17 protein-coding genes are annotated in these 18,084 nt (G+C 72.4%); 6 read left to right on the top strand and 11 right to left on the bottom strand.

Annotation, left to right across the window (positions count from 1 at the left end; genetic code table 11):
• The first annotated feature begins 115 nt into the window (after window positions 1-115).
• The 3 genes from ugpC to LRS74_RS18405 all read left to right on the top strand — a co-directional run bounded on the left by ugpC (window position 116) and on the right by LRS74_RS18405 (window position 2,853).
• Window positions 116-1,243, top strand: a complete 1,128-nt coding sequence (gene ugpC, locus LRS74_RS18415) for a sn-glycerol-3-phosphate ABC transporter ATP-binding protein UgpC (protein ID WP_277742020.1) — start codon at window positions 116-118, stop codon at window positions 1,241-1,243.
• Between the two features lie 284 nt (window positions 1,244-1,527).
• Window positions 1,528-1,944, top strand: a complete 417-nt coding sequence (locus LRS74_RS18410; RefSeq protein ID WP_277742019.1) for a hypothetical protein — start codon at window positions 1,528-1,530, stop codon at window positions 1,942-1,944.
• Between the two features lie 144 nt (window positions 1,945-2,088).
• Window positions 2,089-2,853 carry a nucleotidyltransferase family protein gene (locus LRS74_RS18405; protein ID WP_144386424.1) on the top strand — a complete coding sequence of 255 codons (765 nt, stop codon included), beginning with the start codon at window positions 2,089-2,091 and terminating at the stop codon, window positions 2,851-2,853.
• 143 nt (window positions 2,854-2,996) lie between these two features.
• Here LRS74_RS18405 and LRS74_RS18400 read toward each other — a convergent pair whose 3' ends face one another.
• The 7 genes from LRS74_RS18400 to LRS74_RS18370 form a co-directional block, all read right to left on the bottom strand.
• Window positions 2,997-4,667, bottom strand: a complete 1,671-nt coding sequence (locus tag LRS74_RS18400; protein WP_277742017.1) for a DoxX family protein — start codon at window positions 4,665-4,667, stop codon at window positions 2,997-2,999.
• Window positions 4,668-6,011: 1,344 nt separating this feature from the next.
• A complete protein-coding gene (gene rlmB / locus LRS74_RS18395; protein ID WP_277742016.1) occupies window positions 6,012-6,965 on the bottom strand; it encodes a 23S rRNA (guanosine(2251)-2'-O)-methyltransferase RlmB in 954 nt (317 codons plus the stop codon).
• Window positions 6,966-7,074: 109 nt separating this feature from the next.
• Complete coding sequence (gene cysS, locus LRS74_RS18390) at window positions 7,075-8,475, bottom strand: cysteine--tRNA ligase (RefSeq protein ID WP_277742015.1); 1,401 nt, start codon at window positions 8,473-8,475, stop codon at window positions 7,075-7,077.
• Between the two features lie 100 nt (window positions 8,476-8,575).
• Window positions 8,576-8,983, bottom strand: a complete 408-nt coding sequence (locus LRS74_RS18385) for a PPOX class F420-dependent oxidoreductase (RefSeq protein WP_277742014.1) — start codon at window positions 8,981-8,983, stop codon at window positions 8,576-8,578.
• Between the two features lie 296 nt (window positions 8,984-9,279).
• The gene (ispF, locus tag LRS74_RS18380; protein ID WP_277742013.1) at window positions 9,280-9,819 is read right to left on the bottom strand and encodes a 2-C-methyl-D-erythritol 2,4-cyclodiphosphate synthase; all 540 of its coding nucleotides are present in this window, start codon (window positions 9,817-9,819) and stop codon (window positions 9,280-9,282) included.
• Complete coding sequence (gene ispD, locus LRS74_RS18375) at window positions 9,806-10,582, bottom strand: 2-C-methyl-D-erythritol 4-phosphate cytidylyltransferase (protein WP_277742012.1); 777 nt, start codon at window positions 10,580-10,582, stop codon at window positions 9,806-9,808. Before ispD ends, ispF begins: the two co-directional genes overlap by 14 nt.
• A gap of 365 nt (window positions 10,583-10,947) precedes the next feature.
• The gene (locus tag LRS74_RS18370) at window positions 10,948-11,430 is read right to left on the bottom strand and encodes a CarD family transcriptional regulator (protein WP_009716930.1); all 483 of its coding nucleotides are present in this window, start codon (window positions 11,428-11,430) and stop codon (window positions 10,948-10,950) included.
• A gap of 524 nt (window positions 11,431-11,954) precedes the next feature.
• Here LRS74_RS18370 and LRS74_RS18365 point away from each other — a divergent pair.
• Entirely contained in the window at window positions 11,955-12,701 is a 747-nt protein-coding gene (locus LRS74_RS18365; RefSeq protein ID WP_277742011.1) for a DUF461 domain-containing protein, read from the top strand.
• A gap of 177 nt (window positions 12,702-12,878) precedes the next feature.
• Here LRS74_RS18365 and LRS74_RS18360 read toward each other — a convergent pair whose 3' ends face one another.
• Window positions 12,879-13,559 (bottom strand): response regulator transcription factor, encoded by a 681-nt coding sequence (locus LRS74_RS18360; RefSeq protein ID WP_144386969.1) that lies wholly within the window; start codon window positions 13,557-13,559, stop codon window positions 12,879-12,881.
• On the bottom strand, window positions 13,556-14,902 hold the full coding sequence (locus LRS74_RS18355; RefSeq protein ID WP_277742010.1) for an ATP-binding protein: 1,347 nt from the start codon (window positions 14,900-14,902) through the stop codon (window positions 13,556-13,558). The genes LRS74_RS18360 and LRS74_RS18355 overlap by 4 nt, the downstream gene beginning before the upstream one ends.
• Window positions 14,903-15,201: 299 nt before the next feature.
• Here LRS74_RS18355 and phoU point away from each other — a divergent pair, with 299 nt between their 5' ends.
• Complete coding sequence (gene phoU / locus LRS74_RS18350; RefSeq protein WP_144386967.1) at window positions 15,202-15,879, top strand: phosphate signaling complex protein PhoU; 678 nt, start codon at window positions 15,202-15,204, stop codon at window positions 15,877-15,879.
• Window positions 15,880-16,257: 378 nt separating this feature from the next.
• Here phoU and LRS74_RS18345 read toward each other — a convergent pair whose 3' ends face one another.
• Window positions 16,258-16,614 (bottom strand): carboxymuconolactone decarboxylase family protein, encoded by a 357-nt coding sequence (locus LRS74_RS18345; RefSeq protein WP_277742009.1) that lies wholly within the window; start codon window positions 16,612-16,614, stop codon window positions 16,258-16,260.
• A 191-nt stretch (window positions 16,615-16,805) separates the two neighbouring features.
• On the opposite strand from LRS74_RS18345, the gene LRS74_RS18340 reads away from it, so the two are divergent.
• Window positions 16,806-17,201: a hypothetical protein gene (locus tag LRS74_RS18340; protein WP_277742008.1), complete on the top strand. Its 396-nt coding sequence runs from the start codon at window positions 16,806-16,808 to the stop codon at window positions 17,199-17,201.
• A 98-nt stretch (window positions 17,202-17,299) separates the two neighbouring features.
• On the opposite strand, the gene LRS74_RS18335 is transcribed toward LRS74_RS18340, so the two are convergent.
• Complete coding sequence (locus LRS74_RS18335) at window positions 17,300-18,061, bottom strand: phosphoglyceromutase (protein ID WP_277742007.1); 762 nt, start codon at window positions 18,059-18,061, stop codon at window positions 17,300-17,302.
• Between the last annotated feature and the right edge of the window lie 23 nt (window positions 18,062-18,084).

Raw genomic sequence — 18,084 nt, 5'->3', positions numbered from 1 at the left:
CTGACAGGGCGCGCGACGGCAGGTAGCGTCACCGCATGTCCACCCGGTGGACACCACATCTACCTTTACTCGGATCGTCCGGCACGTTCCTGCCGGTGAAGGGACCCATACACCCATGGCTACGGTCACGTACGACAAGGCGACCCGGATCTACCCGGGGAGCGACAAGCCCGCCGTCGACCAGCTCGAGATCGCCATCGAAGACGGCGAGTTCCTGGTCCTCGTCGGCCCCTCGGGCTGCGGCAAGTCCACCTCGCTGCGCATGCTCGCGGGCCTGGAGGACGTCAACGGGGGCGCCATCCGCATCGGCGACCGCGACGTCACGCACCTGCCGCCGAAGGACCGGGACATCGCCATGGTGTTCCAGAACTACGCGCTCTACCCGCACATGACCGTGGCCCAGAACATGGGCTTCGCGCTCAAGATCGCCGGTGTGAACAAGACCGAGATCCGGCAGAAGGTCGAGGACGCGGCGCGCATCCTGGACCTCACCGAGTACCTGGACCGCAAGCCCAAGGCGCTCTCCGGCGGCCAGCGCCAGCGCGTGGCGATGGGCCGTGCCATCGTCCGCGAACCGCAGGTCTTCCTCATGGACGAGCCGCTGTCCAACCTGGACGCCAAGCTGCGCGTGCAGACCCGTACCCAGATCGCCGGCCTCCAGCGCCGCCTGGGGATCACCACCGTCTACGTCACCCACGACCAGGTCGAGGCGATGACCATGGGCGACCGGGTGGCCGTGCTCAAGGACGGGCTGCTCCAGCAGATCGACTCCCCGCGCAACATGTACGACCGCCCCGCCAACCTCTTCGTGGCCGGCTTCATCGGCTCCCCCGCCATGAACCTGGTCGAGGTGCCGATCACCGACGGTGGGGTGAAGTTCGGCAACAGCGTCGTGCCGGTCTCCCGGGAGGCGCTGGGCGCCGCGGCCGACAAGGGCGACCGCACGGTCACCGTCGGCATCCGCCCCGAGCACTTCGACGTGGTCGAGCAGGGCGGCGACGCGGGCACGTCGGTCTCCAAGGACGCCCCGGCCGGGCTCGCCGTGACCGTCAACGTCGTCGAGGAGCTCGGCGCCGACGGCTATGTCTACGGCACCGCCGAGGTCGGCGGCGCGGTCAAGGACCTGGTGGTCCGGGTCAACGGCCGCCAGGTCCCGGCCAAGGGCTCGGTGGTGCACGTGGTCCCGCGTCCGGGTGAGACCCACGTCTTCTGCACCTCCTCCGGCGAGCGCCTGACCGACTGACCCACCGCGCCCGGCGCGGCCCGGCCCCCCAGGCCCGTGCGGAACGGGCCGGGGGCCCATACGGAGCCGATGGCGCCGCCTCGTGGACGAGGTGGCGCCATCGGCCGTTGTCGACAAATAGCCCAGCAGAAGGCCCTTTTCGAGCCCCGTACGTCAACATCACGTCGGGCCTCGGCCGCCACTCCGTCACTCGACGGGGTGACTAAATGTCGCCAAATCATCACTCCTCGCTACGATCGCGGGCGTACCGCTCACGCCCACCCCGATCCGCGAGGAAGACCTCCGTGAACACCGCAGCCCGCCGCATCGGCAGAACACTCGCCCTCGTCCTCCCCGTCGTCCTGGTGCTCTCCGGGACGCTCGCGGTCACCCGCGTCCCCTGGGCCACGCACAGCACCGACTCACGCGTCCTCGCCGCCTCCTCCGACAAGGCGTCCCCGCAGGAGCGGCTCGCCCCGCACGAGGAGCTGCGCGACCGGCTGCTGGCCGAGCTCCAGGAGACCGATCCCGGCACGGCCCTCACCCATCTGCAGGCGGAGAGCGAGCGCCGGCCCTCGATCGCCGAGCACTGCGCCTCGATCGCCCGTGCGCTGGGCCGGGCGGCCGTGGAGAAGTACCGCAGCGCCAGCCGCGCCCAGTCCTACGCCCGGCCCGTCTGCGACGTCTCCTTCGCCTCGGGAGTCGCCCAGGCCCACCGCTGAGCCGCGCGGTCCGTCTCGGGGCGCTCGCCGCCCCTCCCGCGCCCGGTGGGCCACCCCCGCTCGGAAGCCCCTCCGAGGGCTTCCCGCCCACCGCTCCTTCTCCCCTGCGCAGGACCGCCCCCGGCACCGCATAGGGTGCCGTCCATGAATGGTGATGCCCACAGTTCCACCCTGTCGGCCGCGGGGCGGTCGCAGCCGATACGCCCCACACAGGCCGTCATCCTGGCCGGTGGCCAGGGATCGCGGCTGCGCCCGTACACCGACGACCGGCCGAAGCCGATGGTGGAGATCCCGGGCACCGGGACCCCGATCATCGGCCACCAGCTGGAGTGGCTGGCGGCCGAGGGCGTCACCGACGCGGTCATCTCCTGCGGCCACCTCGCCGACGTGCTGCGGAACTGGCTCGACGCGGCGGACCTCCCGCTGCGGGTCACCACGGTCGTCGAGCCCGAGCCGCTCGGCCGCGGCGGCGGACTGAAGTACGCCGCCGCCTCGCTCCCCCACTCCGACCAGCCCTGGTACGCCACCAACGGCGACATCTGGACCCGCTTCTCCCTGCGCGACATGGCGGACTTCCACCGCGAGCGCGACGCGCTGGCCACCCTCGCGCTCGCCCGCCCGCGGATTCCCTGGGGCGCGGTGGAGACCGACGAGTTCGGCCACGTCCTCGACTTCATCGAGGCACCGCCGTCCCCCTACCTGATCAACGCGGGCGTCTACGTCTTCTCCGCCGAGTTCACCGCGCTCCTCCCCGACCACGGCGACCATGAGCGGACCACCTTCCCGCGGCTGGCCCGCGAACGCCGGCTGGCCGGCTTCCCGCTGCCGCACGGCGCCTACTGGCGGGCCATCGACACGGCGAAGGACCTGACGGAGGCCGCCCGGGAGCTGGCCGCGGCCCGGAGCTGACCGGGCGACAGGCACCCCACGGCGACCCGACGCCACGACGCCACGACGAAGGGCCCGTACGACGCGCGAGAGCGTCGTACGGGCCCTTCGGGCACCCGGTGCGGGTCCCGGGCGCCGGTGGCAGGCCCGGGACCGTGGGTCGCCTAGCCGAGCAGCCCGCCCAGCGCGCCGCCGCTGGAGCCGCCGCCGGAGGTGGAGCCGCCGCCACCGCCGCCGCCCGCGCCCGGGGCGCTGCCACCGCCGGTGGCGGCGGGGCCGGTGTCGCCGGCACCACCGGTGCCGCCGGTGGAGGAGGGGCCGGCGGAGGTGGTCTCCGGGGCGGCGGGCTGCTGCTCCTGCGGCTGCGGGGCCTGCGGCGCGGTCTGCGCACCCTGCGCGCCCTGGGTCTGGCTCGGCTGACCGCCGACGGTGGCGTTCCCGGAGCCGATGGTGCCCGACTCGCGCACCGCGCCCGGCGCGGAGGACGACGGGACCGAGGCCGAGGGGGCCGGGGTGCGCTGGCGGGTCGACGGGGCGCCGGTCGACCCGGCCGGCCCCTGGGTGTCGCGCGGAGTGCCGCCGTCGGACTTGCGGGGCAGCGGCGAGCCGGGCAGGTCGTTGGTCGGGGGGTCGCTGGGGCCGGGCGCGTTCACCATGTCGGAGGTGCGCACGGCGCCACCCAGCATCGAGCCGAAGAGCAGGGTCAGCCCGGCGATGACGGAGACCATGACGGTGCCCCGGCGCAGCACCCGACGGCGCAGCTGCCACACCTCGACACGCGGCCCGAGCCGCCGCCATGCCTCGCCGGCGAGCCGGGCGTCCATGGAGTACACCGGGGCACCCGCGATGATCAACGGGCTCCAGGCAGCGAGGTAGATGATGTCGGGAGCGTCGTAGACGGGGACGGTGCGCCAGCTGACGGTCACGATCAACGCGGCGGACAGCAGCGCGCCGATCGCGGCGGCGACCCGCTGCCAGAGCCCGAAGACGGTGAGCACGCCGACCACGACCTGGAGGAACGCCACGGTCAGCCCGGCGCCGACCGGGTGCGCGAGGGCGAGGTCACGCAGCGGGGAGGCCACCGGCCAGGGGTGCAGGGACTGCAGCCAGGTGACCATCGAGCCGCGCTCGCCGCCGTCGAAGTAGACGGGGTCGGAGAGCTTGCCCATGCCCGCGTAGATCGAGATGAGGCCCAGGAAGATGCGCATGGGCAGCAGCACGACGCCCAGGTTCATCCGCCGGCCGGGGTAGTACGCGTGCCGCACGGTGTCGCCCGACCGCCGCGACCGCCGCGGCTCCTCGTCGTCGGCACCCAGGTGGGCCTCGGCGCCCACACCGCCCGGCCCCTCGCCGTACGCGCGCCGCGGGTACTCCCCCGGCGCGCTGCGGGCCAGCGGCAGCTGCGCGGTGGCATCGGCCTCGGCCCGCGGGCTGCGCGGCCCGATGACCCCGGTGGGCGGGTCGTCGAGCCGCACCCGCGGCAGCACCTGGGTGGCCGCCCCCACGTCCTCGGCGTCCACGCCGCGGATGCCGCCCGCGTGCCGTACGGCCTGGAGGAGCTGGGCCGCGGCCGGGTCGCCGCCCGGCCCGGTCCGCCCGGTCCACACCACCGGCCGCCGCCGGGGCGCCGCCGGCACCGAGTCCAGCCGGACCGTGTCCTCCGCCAACCGGCTCCCGCCCGGCGGCTCGGCGAGCCGCACCCGGAAGCTCGCGTGATTGACGATGACCTGTGCCGGATCACATGGCACCTTTGCCATGATCAGCTGCGGCTCGTCATCAAATCCCGATGAGCGTCCCCCCGAAGGCGTGCGGGGTGTTCTGGTGTCCACGCTCATCTAACCGAGTGACCCGCGTTTAAGACACTCCCTTGACCGCCACCAAGTGTCCGAGACCCGTCAAGTCAAGATCACCCCCTGCCTCCCACCGGCGAGTCCGCGGCCGCGACACGCTGCCGACCGCGGGGCCCCGCCCCCACCTCGGGACGCGTACGCGAGCACCGGCTCGGCGAAGACCGCCCCGGTGGCTGGCGCGGGCACAGCCTGGGCCACCGCGTCAGCGACGCGGCCGCCCAGCCGAACCCGACCAGCGGCCTGGGCCGCGGAACGGCGTAAGCCGAGCCCCGCAGGCGCTGACGCCGGCGACGGGGCTAACGCTGGCGCTGGCGCTGGCGACGGACACGGGCAGGCCCCCGGAACGGACACGGGACGCCCCCAACCGGCCCCACAGACGGCCGCACGAGCACGGCCCGGGAGCACCTCCCGGACACCCCACCCCACCCCCAACAGGCGTACGACGGCCTCGCCCGCTCGCGGGTCGGCCTCAACCGGCTCCGCAGGCAGCCGACGGACGCGGATTCGTGGGCCCCGCCCTCTCCGGACACCCCGCCCATCGCCAACGGGCACACCAGCGAACTCGCCCGCACCAGCGACGCCAGTCGCCGTCGGCCGGCTCCAGAGGCGCTAGCGGCAGCACGGGCCGGGGCACCCGGCCAGGAACACCCCACCCCGCCACCGACGATCCACACAGGACGCCCAATCGGCCCCACAGACGGCCGCACGAGCACGGGCCGGGAGCACCTCCCCGGACACCCCACCCCATCCCCAACGGGCGTACGACAACGTCGCCCGCCACCAGCCAGGTGGGTCGGCGCAGCCGGCTCCGCAGGCGCTCCCAACAGCACGGGCAGGGGCCCGCCCCAGACACCCCACCCCACCACCAAGGGGCACACAGGGCAGCGCGCGGGTCGGCGCCAGCCGGCTCCGCAGGCGCTCGCGACAGCACGGGCAGGGGCGGGTGGGTGGGAAAAGCCGGCCTCGCCTGCCACCAGCCGCGCGGGTCGGCGCCAGCCAGCTCCGCAGGCGCTCGCGACAGCACGGGCTGCGGCACCCAGCCCAGCAGGGGCGGGTGGGCGGGAAAAAACCGCGTACGGGGGCGCGCGTCACGAACCGGCGCGGCGGAACACGCACCTCCGTGACGCGAGCCAAGAGGCACCGCCCCGCAGGACGACGCCACGGGGGCACACCCCGAGAGGTCACGCCCGCCGGCGCGAGGCTACGCCCGCCGGCGCGAGGCACCGCGCCACGGGGCGCGCCCCGCAAGGTCACCCCCGTCGGCGCGAGGCACCGCCCCGCAGGGCGCGACGGGGCACACCCGTAGGGGTCACGCCCGCCGGCGCGAGGCTACGCGCGGCGGCGTGCGGCCTCGTACAGGACGACGCCCGCCGCCACACCGGCGTTCAGCGACTCCGCGCCGCCCGGCATCGGAATCCGCACGCGCAGATCGCAGGTCTCGCCGACGAGCCGCGACAGGCCCTTGCCCTCGCTGCCGACGACGATGACGACGGGGCCGTCGAGGACCTCCAGCTCGTGCAGCTCGACATCGCCGTCCGCGGCGAGGCCGACGACCGTGAGCCCGGCCTTCTGGTAAGACTCAAGGGCGCGCGTCAGGTTGGTGGCGCGCGCCACCGGCGTACGGGCGGCGGTGCCCGCCGAGGTCTTCCAGGCGCCGGCCGTCATGCCGGCGGCGCGCCGCTCGGGGACGACCACGCCGTGCCCGCCGAAGGCGGAGACGGAGCGGACCACGGCGCCCAGGTTGCGCGGGTCGGTGACGCCGTCGAGGGCGACGATCAGCGGGGCCTCGCCCTCCGCGGCGGCCGCGTCGACGAGGTCCTCGGGGTGCGCGTAGTCGTACGGCGGGACCTGGAGCACCAGGCCCTGGTGGTTGAGCCCGTTGGTCATCCGGTCGAGCTCACCGCGCGGCGCCTCCATGAGGTTGATGCCGCCGCGCTCGTTCGCCAGCTGCAGCGCCTCGCGCACCCGCTCGTCGTTGTCGATGAACTGCTGCACGTAGAGCACGTTCGCCGGGACGCCCTCGCGCAGCGCCTCCACGACCGGGTTACGGCCGACCACCAGTTCGTTGGTGCCCTTGGGGCCACCGCGACGCGGGGCCGGACGGCGGTTCGCCGCCTTGGCGCGGGCGTTGGCGGCGCGCTGCTTGGCGTGCCCCTTGCGCATCTCGGCGGGCGGGGTCGGGCCCTTGCCCTCAAGGCCACGGCGTCGCTGGCCGCCGCTGCCGACCGTCGCGCCCTTCTTGTTGCTGGTGCGGCGGTTCCTGCGCTGGCTGTTGCCGGCCATGGGTCACCCGTTTCCTACAAACGTATGTACTAACTCAGTCATCAGTGTGCCGCCCGGTCTCCCAGGCGGCACAACATGCGAGGTCAGCGCGTATGCGCGGACCCCTGGCTCAGCGGCTGCCGAGCTCCCAGCGCGGACCCGCCGGAGTGTCCTCGATGACCAGCCCGGACTGCTGGAGCTGGTCGCGGATGGCGTCGGCCGTCGCGTAGTCCTTGCGGGCGCGGGCCGCCTGCCGCTGGTCCAGCACCATCCGGACCAGCGAGTCGACCACGCCGTGCAGGTCCTCGCCGCGCTCGCCGCCGCCGGCCCACTGCTCGTCCAGCGGGTCCAGGCCCAGCACCCCGAGCATCGCCCGGACCTCGGCCAGCCGCGCCACCGCCGACTCCTTGTCGTCCGCGGTGAGGGCGGAGTTGCCCTGGCGGACGGTGGTGTGCACGATCGCCAGCGCCTGCGGCACGCCCAGGTCGTCGTCCATCGCCTCGGCGAAGGCCGGCGGCACCTCGGCGGCCGGGTCGACGACCTTGCCCGCAAGCTCGGTGACCCGCTGCACGAAGCCCTCGATGCGCGCGAAGCCGGCCTCGGCCTCGCGCAGCGACTCCTCGCTGTACTCGATCATCGAGCGGTAGTGCGGGGTGCCCAGGTAGTAGCGCAGCACGATGGGGCGCCACTGCTTGACCATCTCCGACACCAGCACCGAGTTGCCGAGCGACTTGCTCATCTTCTCGCCGCTCATGGTGACCCAGGCGTTGTGCGTCCAGTAGGCGGCGAAGTCGTCGCCGAACGCCTTGGCCTGGGCGATCTCGTTCTCGTGGTGCGGGAAGATCAGGTCCACCCCGCCCGCGTGGACGTCGAAGGCGCGGCCCAGGTACTTGTGCGCCATCGCCGAGCACTCCAGGTGCCAGCCCGGACGGCCGCGGCCCCACGGGGTCTCCCAGCTGGGCTCGCCGGGCTTGACGGCCTTCCAGAGCGCGAAGTCGCGCGGGTCGCGCTTGCCGCCGTCGGCCGCGTCGCTGGCCGCCTGGAGGTTGTCCAGCTCCTGGTTGGACAGGCTCAGATAACCCTCGTACGAGCGCACGTCGAAGTAGACGTTGCCCTCGGCGGCGTAGGCGTGACCGCGGTCGATCAGCCCGCGCATCATCTCGATCATCTCCGGCACATGGCCGGTCGCCCGGGGCTCGTACGTCGGCGGCAGGCAGCCCAGCGCGTCGTACGCCGAGTTGAACGCGCGCTCGTTGTCGTAACCGATCGCCCACCACGGGCGGCCCTGCTCCAGGGACTTGACGATGATCTTGTCGTCGATGTCGGTGACGTTGCGGACGAACGTCACGTCATAGCCGCGGTACGCGAACCAGCGACGCATGATGTCGAAGTTCAGCCCCGACCGGATGTGTCCGATGTGCGGGGCGGCCTGCACGGTCGCGCCACACAGGTAGATCGAGACGCAGCCCGGCGTGAGCGGGGTGAAGTCACGGATCTGCCGGGCGCTGGTGTCGTACAGGCGAATAGTCACGCGTCAAGGGTAGTCGGAACGCGGCAGTGCCCCGCGACCATTCGGCCGCAGGGTCACCGAAGCGTGACAGAAGTCCGGAATCGCCCCGCCCGTGGGCCGGTCAGAGCCCCATGCCCGCGATGTGCGCCGGCTGGACGCGGACGATGACGCGCGGCGCGTCCTGCGCCGAGGCCGGGTTGAAGTCCGCGTACCGCTTGCCGGTGTACTTCAGCGACAGTTCGTCGATGAGCTCCTGCGCCCCCTCGCTGTCCAGCCGCGCCTCGCCGCGCAGCTCCGCGTAGGTGTAGGGGGAGTCGCTCGGCTGCACCACCACCGACACCCGGGGGTCGCGGCGCAGGTTCTTCTCCTTGCGGCGGCCGAGCGTGGTGGAGATGAGCACCTCGTCCCCGTCGCGCTTGACCCAGGTCGGCGACGCCTGCGGGCTGCCGTCGGGGTTGAGCGTCACCAGTGTGACGAAGACCGGGGAGTCCAGCATGTCCTTGACCGCGTCGGGGAGTGTGACCGGCACCGGCGGAGTCCTTCCGTGAGGGGCCCGGATGGGCCGCGTACGGATAGCCGTTCCGCGCCGGGCCGCCGCCGGAGCGACACCCGGTCCCGCTTCCACCCGTAGGACCACGGAGTTACGCCGGGAAGACCAGCGCCGGCCGGCCCGAGACCCTCGCCGACGCCGGACCTCACCGGGCTCCACCGTGCCTCGCCGGGCCTCGCCGGCCACCGCTGACCGTGGGCCGCGCCGGGGGACGGGCTCCCCGGGCCGCTCGCTCGGCGCCGCAGCGCCCGCGGCCCCGCGGCCCGGGACGGGGGCTACACCGGGTAGACCAGCGCCGTGGCGATCGCCGCCAGGCCCTCGCCGCGCCCGGTCAGGCCCAGGCCGTCGGTCGTGGTGCCGGAGACCGACACCCGCGCGCCCACCGCCTCGGAGAGCACCCGCTGCGCCTCGTCCCGCCGCTTGCCGACCTTCGGTCGTACGCCGATCACCTGGATCGCGACGTTGCCGATCTCGAAGCCGGCCGCGCGCACGATCCGGGCGGCCTCGGTGAGCAGGGTGACACCGGAGGCGCCGGCCCACTCGGGGCGGTCGGTGCCGAAGTGGGCACCGAGGTCGCCGACGCCGGCGGCGGAGAAGAGCGCGTCACAGGCGGCGTGGGCGGCGACGTCGCCGTCGGAGTGCCCGGCCAGGCCCCACTCGTCGTTCCCCGGGCCCTCCCAGAGCAGGCCCGCGCACCACAGCTCGCGGCCGCGCTCGAAGGCGTGCACATCGGTGCCGATGCCGGTCAGCGGCAGCGGCGGCGCGGACGGGGACCGGCCCTCGGCCGACGTCCGCGGCGGCTCAGGCGAAGCCATCGGTCACCCTCCTCCGGGCCAGCACGGCCTCGGCCAGCACCAGATCCAGCGGGCGCGTCACCTTGAACGCCTCCTCGTGGCCGGGCACCACCACGACCTCGACGCCGAGCCGCTCCACCATGCCCGCGTCGTCCGTCGCGCCCTCGCCGGCCACGGCGACCTTCGCGTGGGCCTCCGCCAGCGTGGCCCGGTCGAAGCCCTGCGGGGTCTGCACGGCGCGCAGCAGGGCGCGCTCGGGGGTGGCCACCACCGGCTCGGGCTCGCCGGCCCGCTCGCCGGTGCGCGGCTCGACCTGCTTGACGGTGTCGGCGAGCGGCAGCGCCGGTACCACGGCGGGCGCTCCGTCCCGGACCGCCGCGACGACGGCGTCCACGGTGTCCACCGGCACCAGCGGGCGGGCGGCGTCGTGGACCAGCACGGTGGTGACGTCGTCGGGAAGCGCGGCCAGGCCCAGCCGGACCGACTCCTGGCGGGTGCCGCCGCCGGGCACCACGAGCACCTCGGTGTCACGCGGCAGCGGGTACTCGTCCAGCAGGTGGCGCACCTCGGCCGCGCCGTCCGGCGGCGCCACGACGACGACCAGGGAGACGGCGCGGGAGCCGGCCATCGCCCGGACGGCGTGGACCAGCATCGGAATGCCGCGCAGCGTACGCAGCGCCTTGGGGGCGCCGGGGCCGAGGCGCACGCCTCGGCCGGCCGCGGGGATGACCGCGGCGGTGCGGGAGGGCCGCCCGGGGCCCTGCGGGCCCTCGGAGGCGGACAATGCGTTGGCGTTCAGGTTTGCTTCCTCGGCCGAAATGGGTATGGCCACAGCGTGCCGGGCGCGATGCCCCGATCGGACCCTTCCGTGACACCGGTCGAGCCAGCTGCCCGGGCCCGGCACACCCAGTTCCGTGACCCCCGCGCAGAGCACCGGCTCGGCGTCTGGAGATCGCGGCTCGGGGACCCGTTGCAGATCAGGTTCGGCGGATCAGCGGATCGGAGTCGCTAGGGGCGTCGATCGGCCCGGTCGGCCGGGGCGCCAGGGAATGCACAGATGCCGCAGCGCCCGGCGACGGCGGACAAGGCTTGGTGATCTTCGTGCACCAAGCCCGCGTCACGTCTTCCGGGCACCGCGGCATTCGTACGTCAGGACGCGAGGACCTCGTCGAGCAGGGCCTCTGCCTTGTCCTCGTTCGTGCTCTCAGCGAGGGCGAGCTCACTGACCAGGATCTGCCGGGCCTTGGCGAGCATGCGCTTCTCACCAGCGGAGAGACCGCGCTCGCGCTCACGACGCCACAGGTCGCGCACGACCTCGGCGACCTTGATCACGTCACCGGAGGCGAGCTTCTCGAGGTTCGCCTTGTAGCGACGGGACCAGTTCGTGGGCTCTTCCGCGTACGGTGCGCGCAGCACCTCGAAGACCCGGTCCAGCCCGTCCTGGCCGACCACATCACGCACACCGACGAACTCCGCATTGTCCGCCGGCACACGAACCGTGAGGTCGCCCTGTGCGACCTTCAGCACCAAGTAGGTCTTGTCCACGCCTTTGATCTGGCGAGTTTCGATGGCCTCGATCAGCGCGGCCCCGTGATGGGGATAGACCACGGTGTCGCCAACCTTGAACGTCATGTGACAGGTACCCCTTCCGTGGCTATCCAGGGTAACACGGGAACAGGCTGTTCTGAATGGCGTTTTCGCAGGTCAGGGCATATCTCGGGGCTTGACAACAACAGCCGGAACGTGCTGCGAGGGGGTCGCGGAAGCGGGTATTCGCAGGTCGGAGCCACTGTCCGGGCACACTGAAAGGCGCACGTTACACCGCCCGAGACCGCCACGCGAGTGGCTGTACGTCCCGTTTTGCCGGAGTCCGCGGGCGCCTCTCGCGCTACTCCGTTCGATCCCCGTCCGTCGGAACGCGGTGATTCGCGAATTGATCACGCCACAGATGATCAAGAAGGTGATCAATTCACGGTCGGTGCCTCCCGGCGTACTCCACGCATTCCTTACGGATAATCCGCCTTCCGGACGCCGGGACGATATTCCGACCCGCTACTGATCGTCGGGGGGCGGGTCGGGTGCGGCCCGGGGAGGGCGGCTCGGTAACCTAAGCCCGCTGATCCAACCTTTACCTCGTCCTAGGAGATGCCGCCGCCGTGAGCAGCGACCTTCGACGCGGCGCCCTCGCCGCCACCGCCCTCGTGCTCTCGATCGCCCCGCTCTCCGCCTGCGCGGCCGGGAACGACGCACAGACGCTGGAGATCAAGCCGGACAACGCCGCGACGTCGGTGGGCGGCATCAAGCTCCAGAACGCGACGCTGATCACCCAGCCCGACCTCAAGGACCGCGGCCCGGCCGTGATCTCGGTCAAGATCTTCAACAACGGCCAGCGCGACCAGACCCTGGAGGGCATCGCCGTCAAGGGCGCGGGCGAGCCGGTCAAGCTCACCCCGGCCAAGGGCTCGGGCAAGCTCGTCGTGCCGGCCAACGGCTCGCTGACGCTCGGCGGCAAGGGCAACGCCTCCGCGGTGATCCCCAGTGGCCGCGAGGCGGTCAAGGACGGCGACGCGCAGACCGTGACCTTCGACTTCAGCGACACCGGCAAGGTCTCGCTGGACGCCTTCGTGGTGCCGGCCACCAGCTACTTCGACAAGTGGGGCCCGGCGGAGCCGCCGACCGCCCCCAAGCCGCAGACCCCGACCAAGCCGGGCACCCCGACCGGTGAGACCCCTCCGGCGGGCACCCCGACCGGCTCTCCCACCGGCACCCCGGCCGGCCCCGAGAACCCGAAGAACCCGAAGCCCGGCACCGAGACGAACACGCCGGGCGGCGCGGCCACCACCCCCGGCGGCGCGGTCGCCCCGGGCGAGCCCGACCCGAACGGCGCCCACGCCGGTCACTGATCCACCCGCCCCGCCCGCGCGGACGCCTACGACAGGGGCGTACGCGCGGGCGTAGCGGCGAACACGCGTGAGGGCGGCCCCGGAAGCCCCGGGGCCGCCCTCACGCGTCGTAGGCGCCGCTCAGCCCGGTGGAGGACCGGGCCTACGGCGCTCTACACCTCGCGCCCGCGGCGCGTTCTACGGCTCGAACTTGTAGCCCAGACCGCGCACCGTCACCAGGTACCGCGGGGCGCCCGGGTCCGGCTCGATCTTGGCGCGCAGCCGCTTGACGTGGACGTCGAGGGTCTTGGTGTCGCCCACGTAGTCGGCGCCCCAGACGCGGTCGATCAGCTGCATGCGGGTCAGCACGCGCCCCGCGTTGCGCAGCAGCATCTCCAGGAGGTCGAACTCCTTCAGCGGGAGGTCGACCTTGCCGCCGCCGACCGTCACCACGTGCCGGTCCACGTCCATCCGCACCGGGCCCGCCTCCAGGGCGGCCGGGGCGACCTCCTCCGGCTCGCCACGGCGGCGCAGCACGGCCCGGATGCGGGCCACCAGCTCGCGCGACGAGAAGGGCTTGGTCACGTAGTCGTCGGCTCCTATCTCCAGCCCGACGACCTTGTCGATCTCGCTGTCCTTGGCGGTCACCATGATCACCGGGACGTTGGAGCGGCCGCGGAGCTGGCGGCACACCTCGGTCCCCGGCAACCCGGGCAGCATGAGGTCGAGCAGCACCAGATCGGCGCCGTTGCGCTCGAACTCATCCAGCCCCTCGGGCCCCGTTGTCGCGATGGCGACCTCGAATCCCTCCTTGCGGAGCATGTACGACAACGCATCGCTGAACGACTCTTCGTCCTCGACGACGAGCACTCGGGTCACGGAAGGACCTCCGGGGCTGAAAGCGGATCGTTGGTGAAGGTCTCGTACGCCCGGTCCGGGTCCTCGCCTTCGAGGTCCTCGGGGCCGATCAGGGGGTGACCGAGGCGGCTGCGCTCGCGCTCCGCCTTGGCCGCGGCCCGATCCCGGACGCTGCCTGCCTCCGGCAGGCGCAGGGTGAAGGTGGAGCCCTGGCCTTCGGCGCTCCACACCGTGACCTCCCCGCCGTGCGAGGCGGCCACGTGCTTGACGATGGCGAGGCCGAGGCCGGTCCCGCCGGTCTGTCGCGAGCGGGCCGGATCGACGCGGTAGAAGCGCTCGAAGACCCGCTCACGGTCCTTCTCGGAGATGCCGATGCCCTGGTCGGTCACCGCTATCTCGATCAGATCCCCACCGGGGGCCACCACCCGCCGGGCGGCGATCCCGACCCGGGTGCGGGCGGGGCTGTAGTTCACGGCGTTCTCGACGAGGTTGCCCAGCGCCGCCGCGAGCTGCCCGCGGTTCCCCCACACATGGAGGTCGACGGAGCCGCTCGCCCGTCCGTCCTCACCCGAGGCCCCTCCGGGCACCACCAACGAGGTGGCCATGGTGATCTGCTTGGTGCCCGCCTGGTGGCGGCAGCGGTCGATGGCCTCGGTGACCAGCTCGTCCACCCGCACCGGCTCGGCGTCCTCCAGCGGGTCGTCGTTCTGCACCCGGGAGAGGTCGATGAGCTCCTGGACCAGGTTGGTGAGCCGGGTCGCCTCGATCTGCATCCGCCCGGCGAAGCGGGTGACCGCCTCGGGGTCGTCGGAGGCGTCCATCACGGCCTCGGAGAGCAGCGAGAGCGCGCCGACCGGGGTCTTGAGCTCGTGGCTGACATTGGCCACGAAGTCGCGTCGTACGGCCTCGATGCGGCGGGCCTCGGTGAGGTCCTCCACCAGCAGCAGCACCAGCCGGGAACCGAGCGGGGCGACTCTGGCGGAAACGGCCAGCGCGTCGCCGCGGCCCGTGCCGCGCCGGGGCAGGTCCAGCTCGATCTGGCGTATCTCCCCGTCCCGCCGGGTGTCGCGCGCCATCTGCATCATGGGCTCGACGGCGAGCTTGCCGCCGCGCACCAGTCCGAGGGCGTACGCGGCGGAGCTGGCCTTGACGACGGCGTCCGCCTCGTCGAGCACCACGGCCGAGGAGCGCAGCACCGAGAGCACGGTGTCCACGCCCGGCGGCAGCACGGCGTCGGTGTGCAGGGAGGACCGCGTGGGCTTGGCCTGGTCGCGCTCACTCCAGCGGAACGCCAGCATGGCGATCACGCCGGTGCACAGACCGGCGATCGCTGCCAGTGCGGCGACGGCCGCGTCCACGTTCATGCATCCAGGTTATGCGTGCCGCGGGACCGTCCCCTAGCCGTCGAGGGGCTCCCCCCGGGAGACGTTTCCGAGAGTTCACCCGGGAGTCAGTGCCGGTTCATTCCGCCCGCGCCGCCCGGCCGGCCGGTGCTCGCCGGGCGGGGCGGGCATCCGCCGTTCGAAAATGTTTGTTCCCCAGAGTTCACCGAGGGGTCTGGGTGCGTTCATACAACATGCCGAAACCCGACGCGTTTCAGCCGGACCGTAGGCATGGTGGAACCGGCATGACAGTCGGGCAGAGAGACGAGAGAAGGTCAGTGATGCGGGACGCCTACCACGAGGAGCTCGATTCGATCGGCGAGGGCCTGGTCGAGATGGCCCGGCTCGTCGGGTCGGCCATCGGCCGCGCCACGACGTCGATGCTCGACGCGGACCTGAAGCTCGCCGAGAGCGTCATCGCCGCCGACGAGAAGGTCGACGACCTCCAGCGCGACCTGGAGGCCCGCGCGATAGCCCTGCTCGCCCGCCAGCAGCCGGTCGCCACCGATCTGCGGATCGTGGTCACCAGCCTGCGGATGAGCGCCGACCTGGAGCGCTCCGGCGACCTGGCCCAGCACGTGGCCAAGCTGGCCCGGTTGCGCTTCCCGGACACCGCGGTCCCGCGCGACCTGCACGCCACCATCCTGGAGATGGGTCAGCTCGCCCAGCGGCTGATGGCCAAGGCGGCCGAGGTGATCATCACCAAGGACGTCGACCTGGCGCTCCAGCTGGAGCACGACGACGACGCGATGGACCTGCTGCACCGCACGCTCTTCCAGCACCTGATGGACGACCGCTGGAAGCACGGCATCGAGACCGCCGTGGACGTGACCCTGCTGGGCCGCTACTACGAGCGCTTCGCCGACCACGCGGTGTCGGTCGCCAAGCGCGTGGTCTACCTGGTCACCGGCGAGCACGCGGACGAGATCGTTCCGGCCGAGCCGGTCGACGGGGCCTGAGCCGCTTTCCGGCCGCACCGGGAGAAGATGCGGCCGAATGCCGCTACGCGCCCTTGATGCGCCCTTACCGACAGGAGTGGAATAGCTCTCAGGATTGACCCCATTCCAGGAGGTACACCCATGGCGAACTCCTCCAGCCCCGTCTCGCGCATAGCACCTCCCGTGGAGAACAGCGGCTGCAACTGCGGCCCCAGCTGCCAGTGCGGCTGCCAGTCCGGCGGCCCCTGCAACTGTGGCGGCTCCTGCGGCTGAACCTGACCCGTACGACCACGTACGGAGGGCCCCCGACCGACGTCCGGTCGGGGGCCCTGCCATGTCTCGGCACGCGCCCGGTCGGCTCGGGACCCGCCGGGCCGGCTCAGGACCCGCCCGGTCGGCTCAGGGCTTGTTCCGGCTCTGGGCGCCCGCGTTGGCCATCTCCTCGGCCTGGGACTCCGCCAGGGCCAGGGTGAGGCCGAGCGCCTCGGTCATATGGGTCGCGGCCGACATGACCCGTGCCGTGCCCACGATGGGGGCGATGGCGACGAGGACGTCCTGGAGCTGCTCGGCCGTCAGATCGGCCTTCATGGCCGGGTCGATGTGCGCGAGGTAGGAGATCGCCGGTGCGTCCATGGCCGCGAGCGCGGCCATGCGGATGAGGATGAGCGTGTTCTCGTCCAGGCCACAGCGTTCGACCGAGTCGACCGTCATGGCGGCGAGAGTGTCGAGAACGGGAGTGTCTGACATGGTGGCCATGCCGGGACCGCCTTCCGGGTGCCATACGGAGGCCGACACGCGCCATCCGCAGGGACACCCCCCAGCGCGTCGGCGGCTTGCCCTCTCACCGTAAGGGCCCCCACAGGCCGCTGCACGCTGGGCCGTAAGAGGGAAACCAGGGCGAATCCGCGCTACTTCTTCGGGGCGTGATCGGTCAGTAGAGTCACCGCATGGCGGCACCAGTGCTTCAAGCGATCGAGGCGGACGGGACGACCTGGGACGACCCGTCCGAGGAACAGCTCCACGACCTGCTGGCCGACATGAGTCTCAGCTGTCGGTTCGTCGTCGTGAGGCGGCTCCACGCGGAACCCGCTGACCAGCACTACATGCAGGTGTATCTCAACGACGACCTGAGCTATCAGGTGGAGTACCGCGAGGGAGGGCCGGACAGGCACTTCCAGGCGTGGGTACCCCGCGAGCACGGGGTCTTCGCGGTGGAACCCGTGGCGAAGGTGCTTCAGGACTGGGCCTTCGGACGACCCGTTTGGCGTGCGGCTCTTTCCTGGGTCCCGTGGTCACCCGCGGAGCCATGCGCCCGCCACCACCCCCTCCCAGCCCCTCGCTGATGGCTGCGACCAGGACGGGTGCCTCATAGCGGGCCGCGAGCAGGGACAAGCCCCCTACTCGCGGAGAATCCGCAGGTAGGGGGCTTGATCGCTGGTTCTTACTTCTTCTTGCCCTGGTTCTTGACGGCCTCGATGGCGGCCTTGGCGGCCTCCGGGTCGAGGTAGGTGCCGCCCGGGGTGAGCGGGCGGAAGTCCGCGTCGAGCTCGTAGGCGAGCGGGATGCCGGTGGGGATGTTCAGCCCCGCGATGTCGGCGTCGGAGATCCCGTCCAGGTGCTTGACCAGCGCGCGCAGGCTGTTGCCGTGGGCGGCGACCAGCACGGTGCGGCCGGCGAGCAGGTCCGGGAGGATGCCGTCGTACCAGTACGGCAGCATGCGGGTGACGACGTCCTTGAGGCACTCGGTGCGCGGACGCAGCTCGCTCGGGATGGTCGCGTAACGCGGGTCGTCGCTCTGCGACCACTCGGTGCCGTCCTCCAGCGGCGGCGGCGGGGTGTCGTAGGAGCGGCGCCACAGCATGAACTGCTCCTCGCCGAACTCGGCGAGGGTCTGCGCCTTGTCCTTGCCCTGCAGCGCGCCGTAGTGGCGCTCGTTGAGCCGCCAGGAGCGGTGCACCGGGATCCAGTGCCGGTCGGCGCTCTCCAGCGCCAGCTGCGCGGTGCGGATGGCGCGCTTCTGGAGCGAGGTGTGGACCACATCGGGGAGCAGGCCGGCGTCCTTCAGCAGCTCACCGCCGCGGACCGCCTCCTTCTCGCCCTTCTCGTTGAGGTTGACGTCCACCCAGCCGGTGAACAGGTTCTTCGCGTTCCACTCGCTCTCGCCGTGGCGGAGGAGGATCAGCTTGTACGGTGCGTCGGCCATGTCGTCGAGCCTAATGGAAATCC

It is taken from the genome of Streptomyces sp. LX-29 (assembly GCF_029541745.1).
Classification (GTDB): Bacteria; Actinomycetota; Actinomycetes; order Streptomycetales; family Streptomycetaceae; genus Streptomyces.
This window is presented reverse-complemented; position numbering and strand designations above follow the sequence as displayed.

Coding starts and splice junctions, on each gene's coding strand:
- ugpC (WP_277742020.1), top strand. CDS start 116: ATGGCTACGGTCACGTACGACAAGGCGACCCGGATCTACCCGGGGAGC.
- LRS74_RS18345 (WP_277742009.1), bottom strand. CDS start 16,614: ATGGCCACCATGTCAGACACTCCCGTTCTCGACACTCTCGCCGCCATG.
- LRS74_RS18335 (WP_277742007.1), bottom strand. CDS start 18,061: ATGGCCGACGCACCGTACAAGCTGATCCTCCTCCGCCACGGCGAGAGC.
- LRS74_RS18340 (WP_277742008.1), top strand. CDS start 16,806: ATGGCGGCACCAGTGCTTCAAGCGATCGAGGCGGACGGGACGACCTGG.
- ispF (WP_277742013.1), bottom strand. CDS start 9,819: ATGGCTTCGCCTGAGCCGCCGCGGACGTCGGCCGAGGGCCGGTCCCCG.
- LRS74_RS18400 (WP_277742017.1), bottom strand. CDS start 4,667: ATGAGCGTGGACACCAGAACACCCCGCACGCCTTCGGGGGGACGCTCA.
- LRS74_RS18370 (WP_009716930.1), bottom strand. CDS start 11,430: ATGACGTTCAAGGTTGGCGACACCGTGGTCTATCCCCATCACGGGGCC.
- phoU (WP_144386967.1), top strand. CDS start 15,202: ATGCGGGACGCCTACCACGAGGAGCTCGATTCGATCGGCGAGGGCCTG.
- LRS74_RS18405 (WP_144386424.1), top strand. CDS start 2,089: ATGAATGGTGATGCCCACAGTTCCACCCTGTCGGCCGCGGGGCGGTCG.
- LRS74_RS18355 (WP_277742010.1), bottom strand. CDS start 14,902: ATGAACGTGGACGCGGCCGTCGCCGCACTGGCAGCGATCGCCGGTCTG.
- rlmB (WP_277742016.1), bottom strand. CDS start 6,965: ATGGCCGGCAACAGCCAGCGCAGGAACCGCCGCACCAGCAACAAGAAG.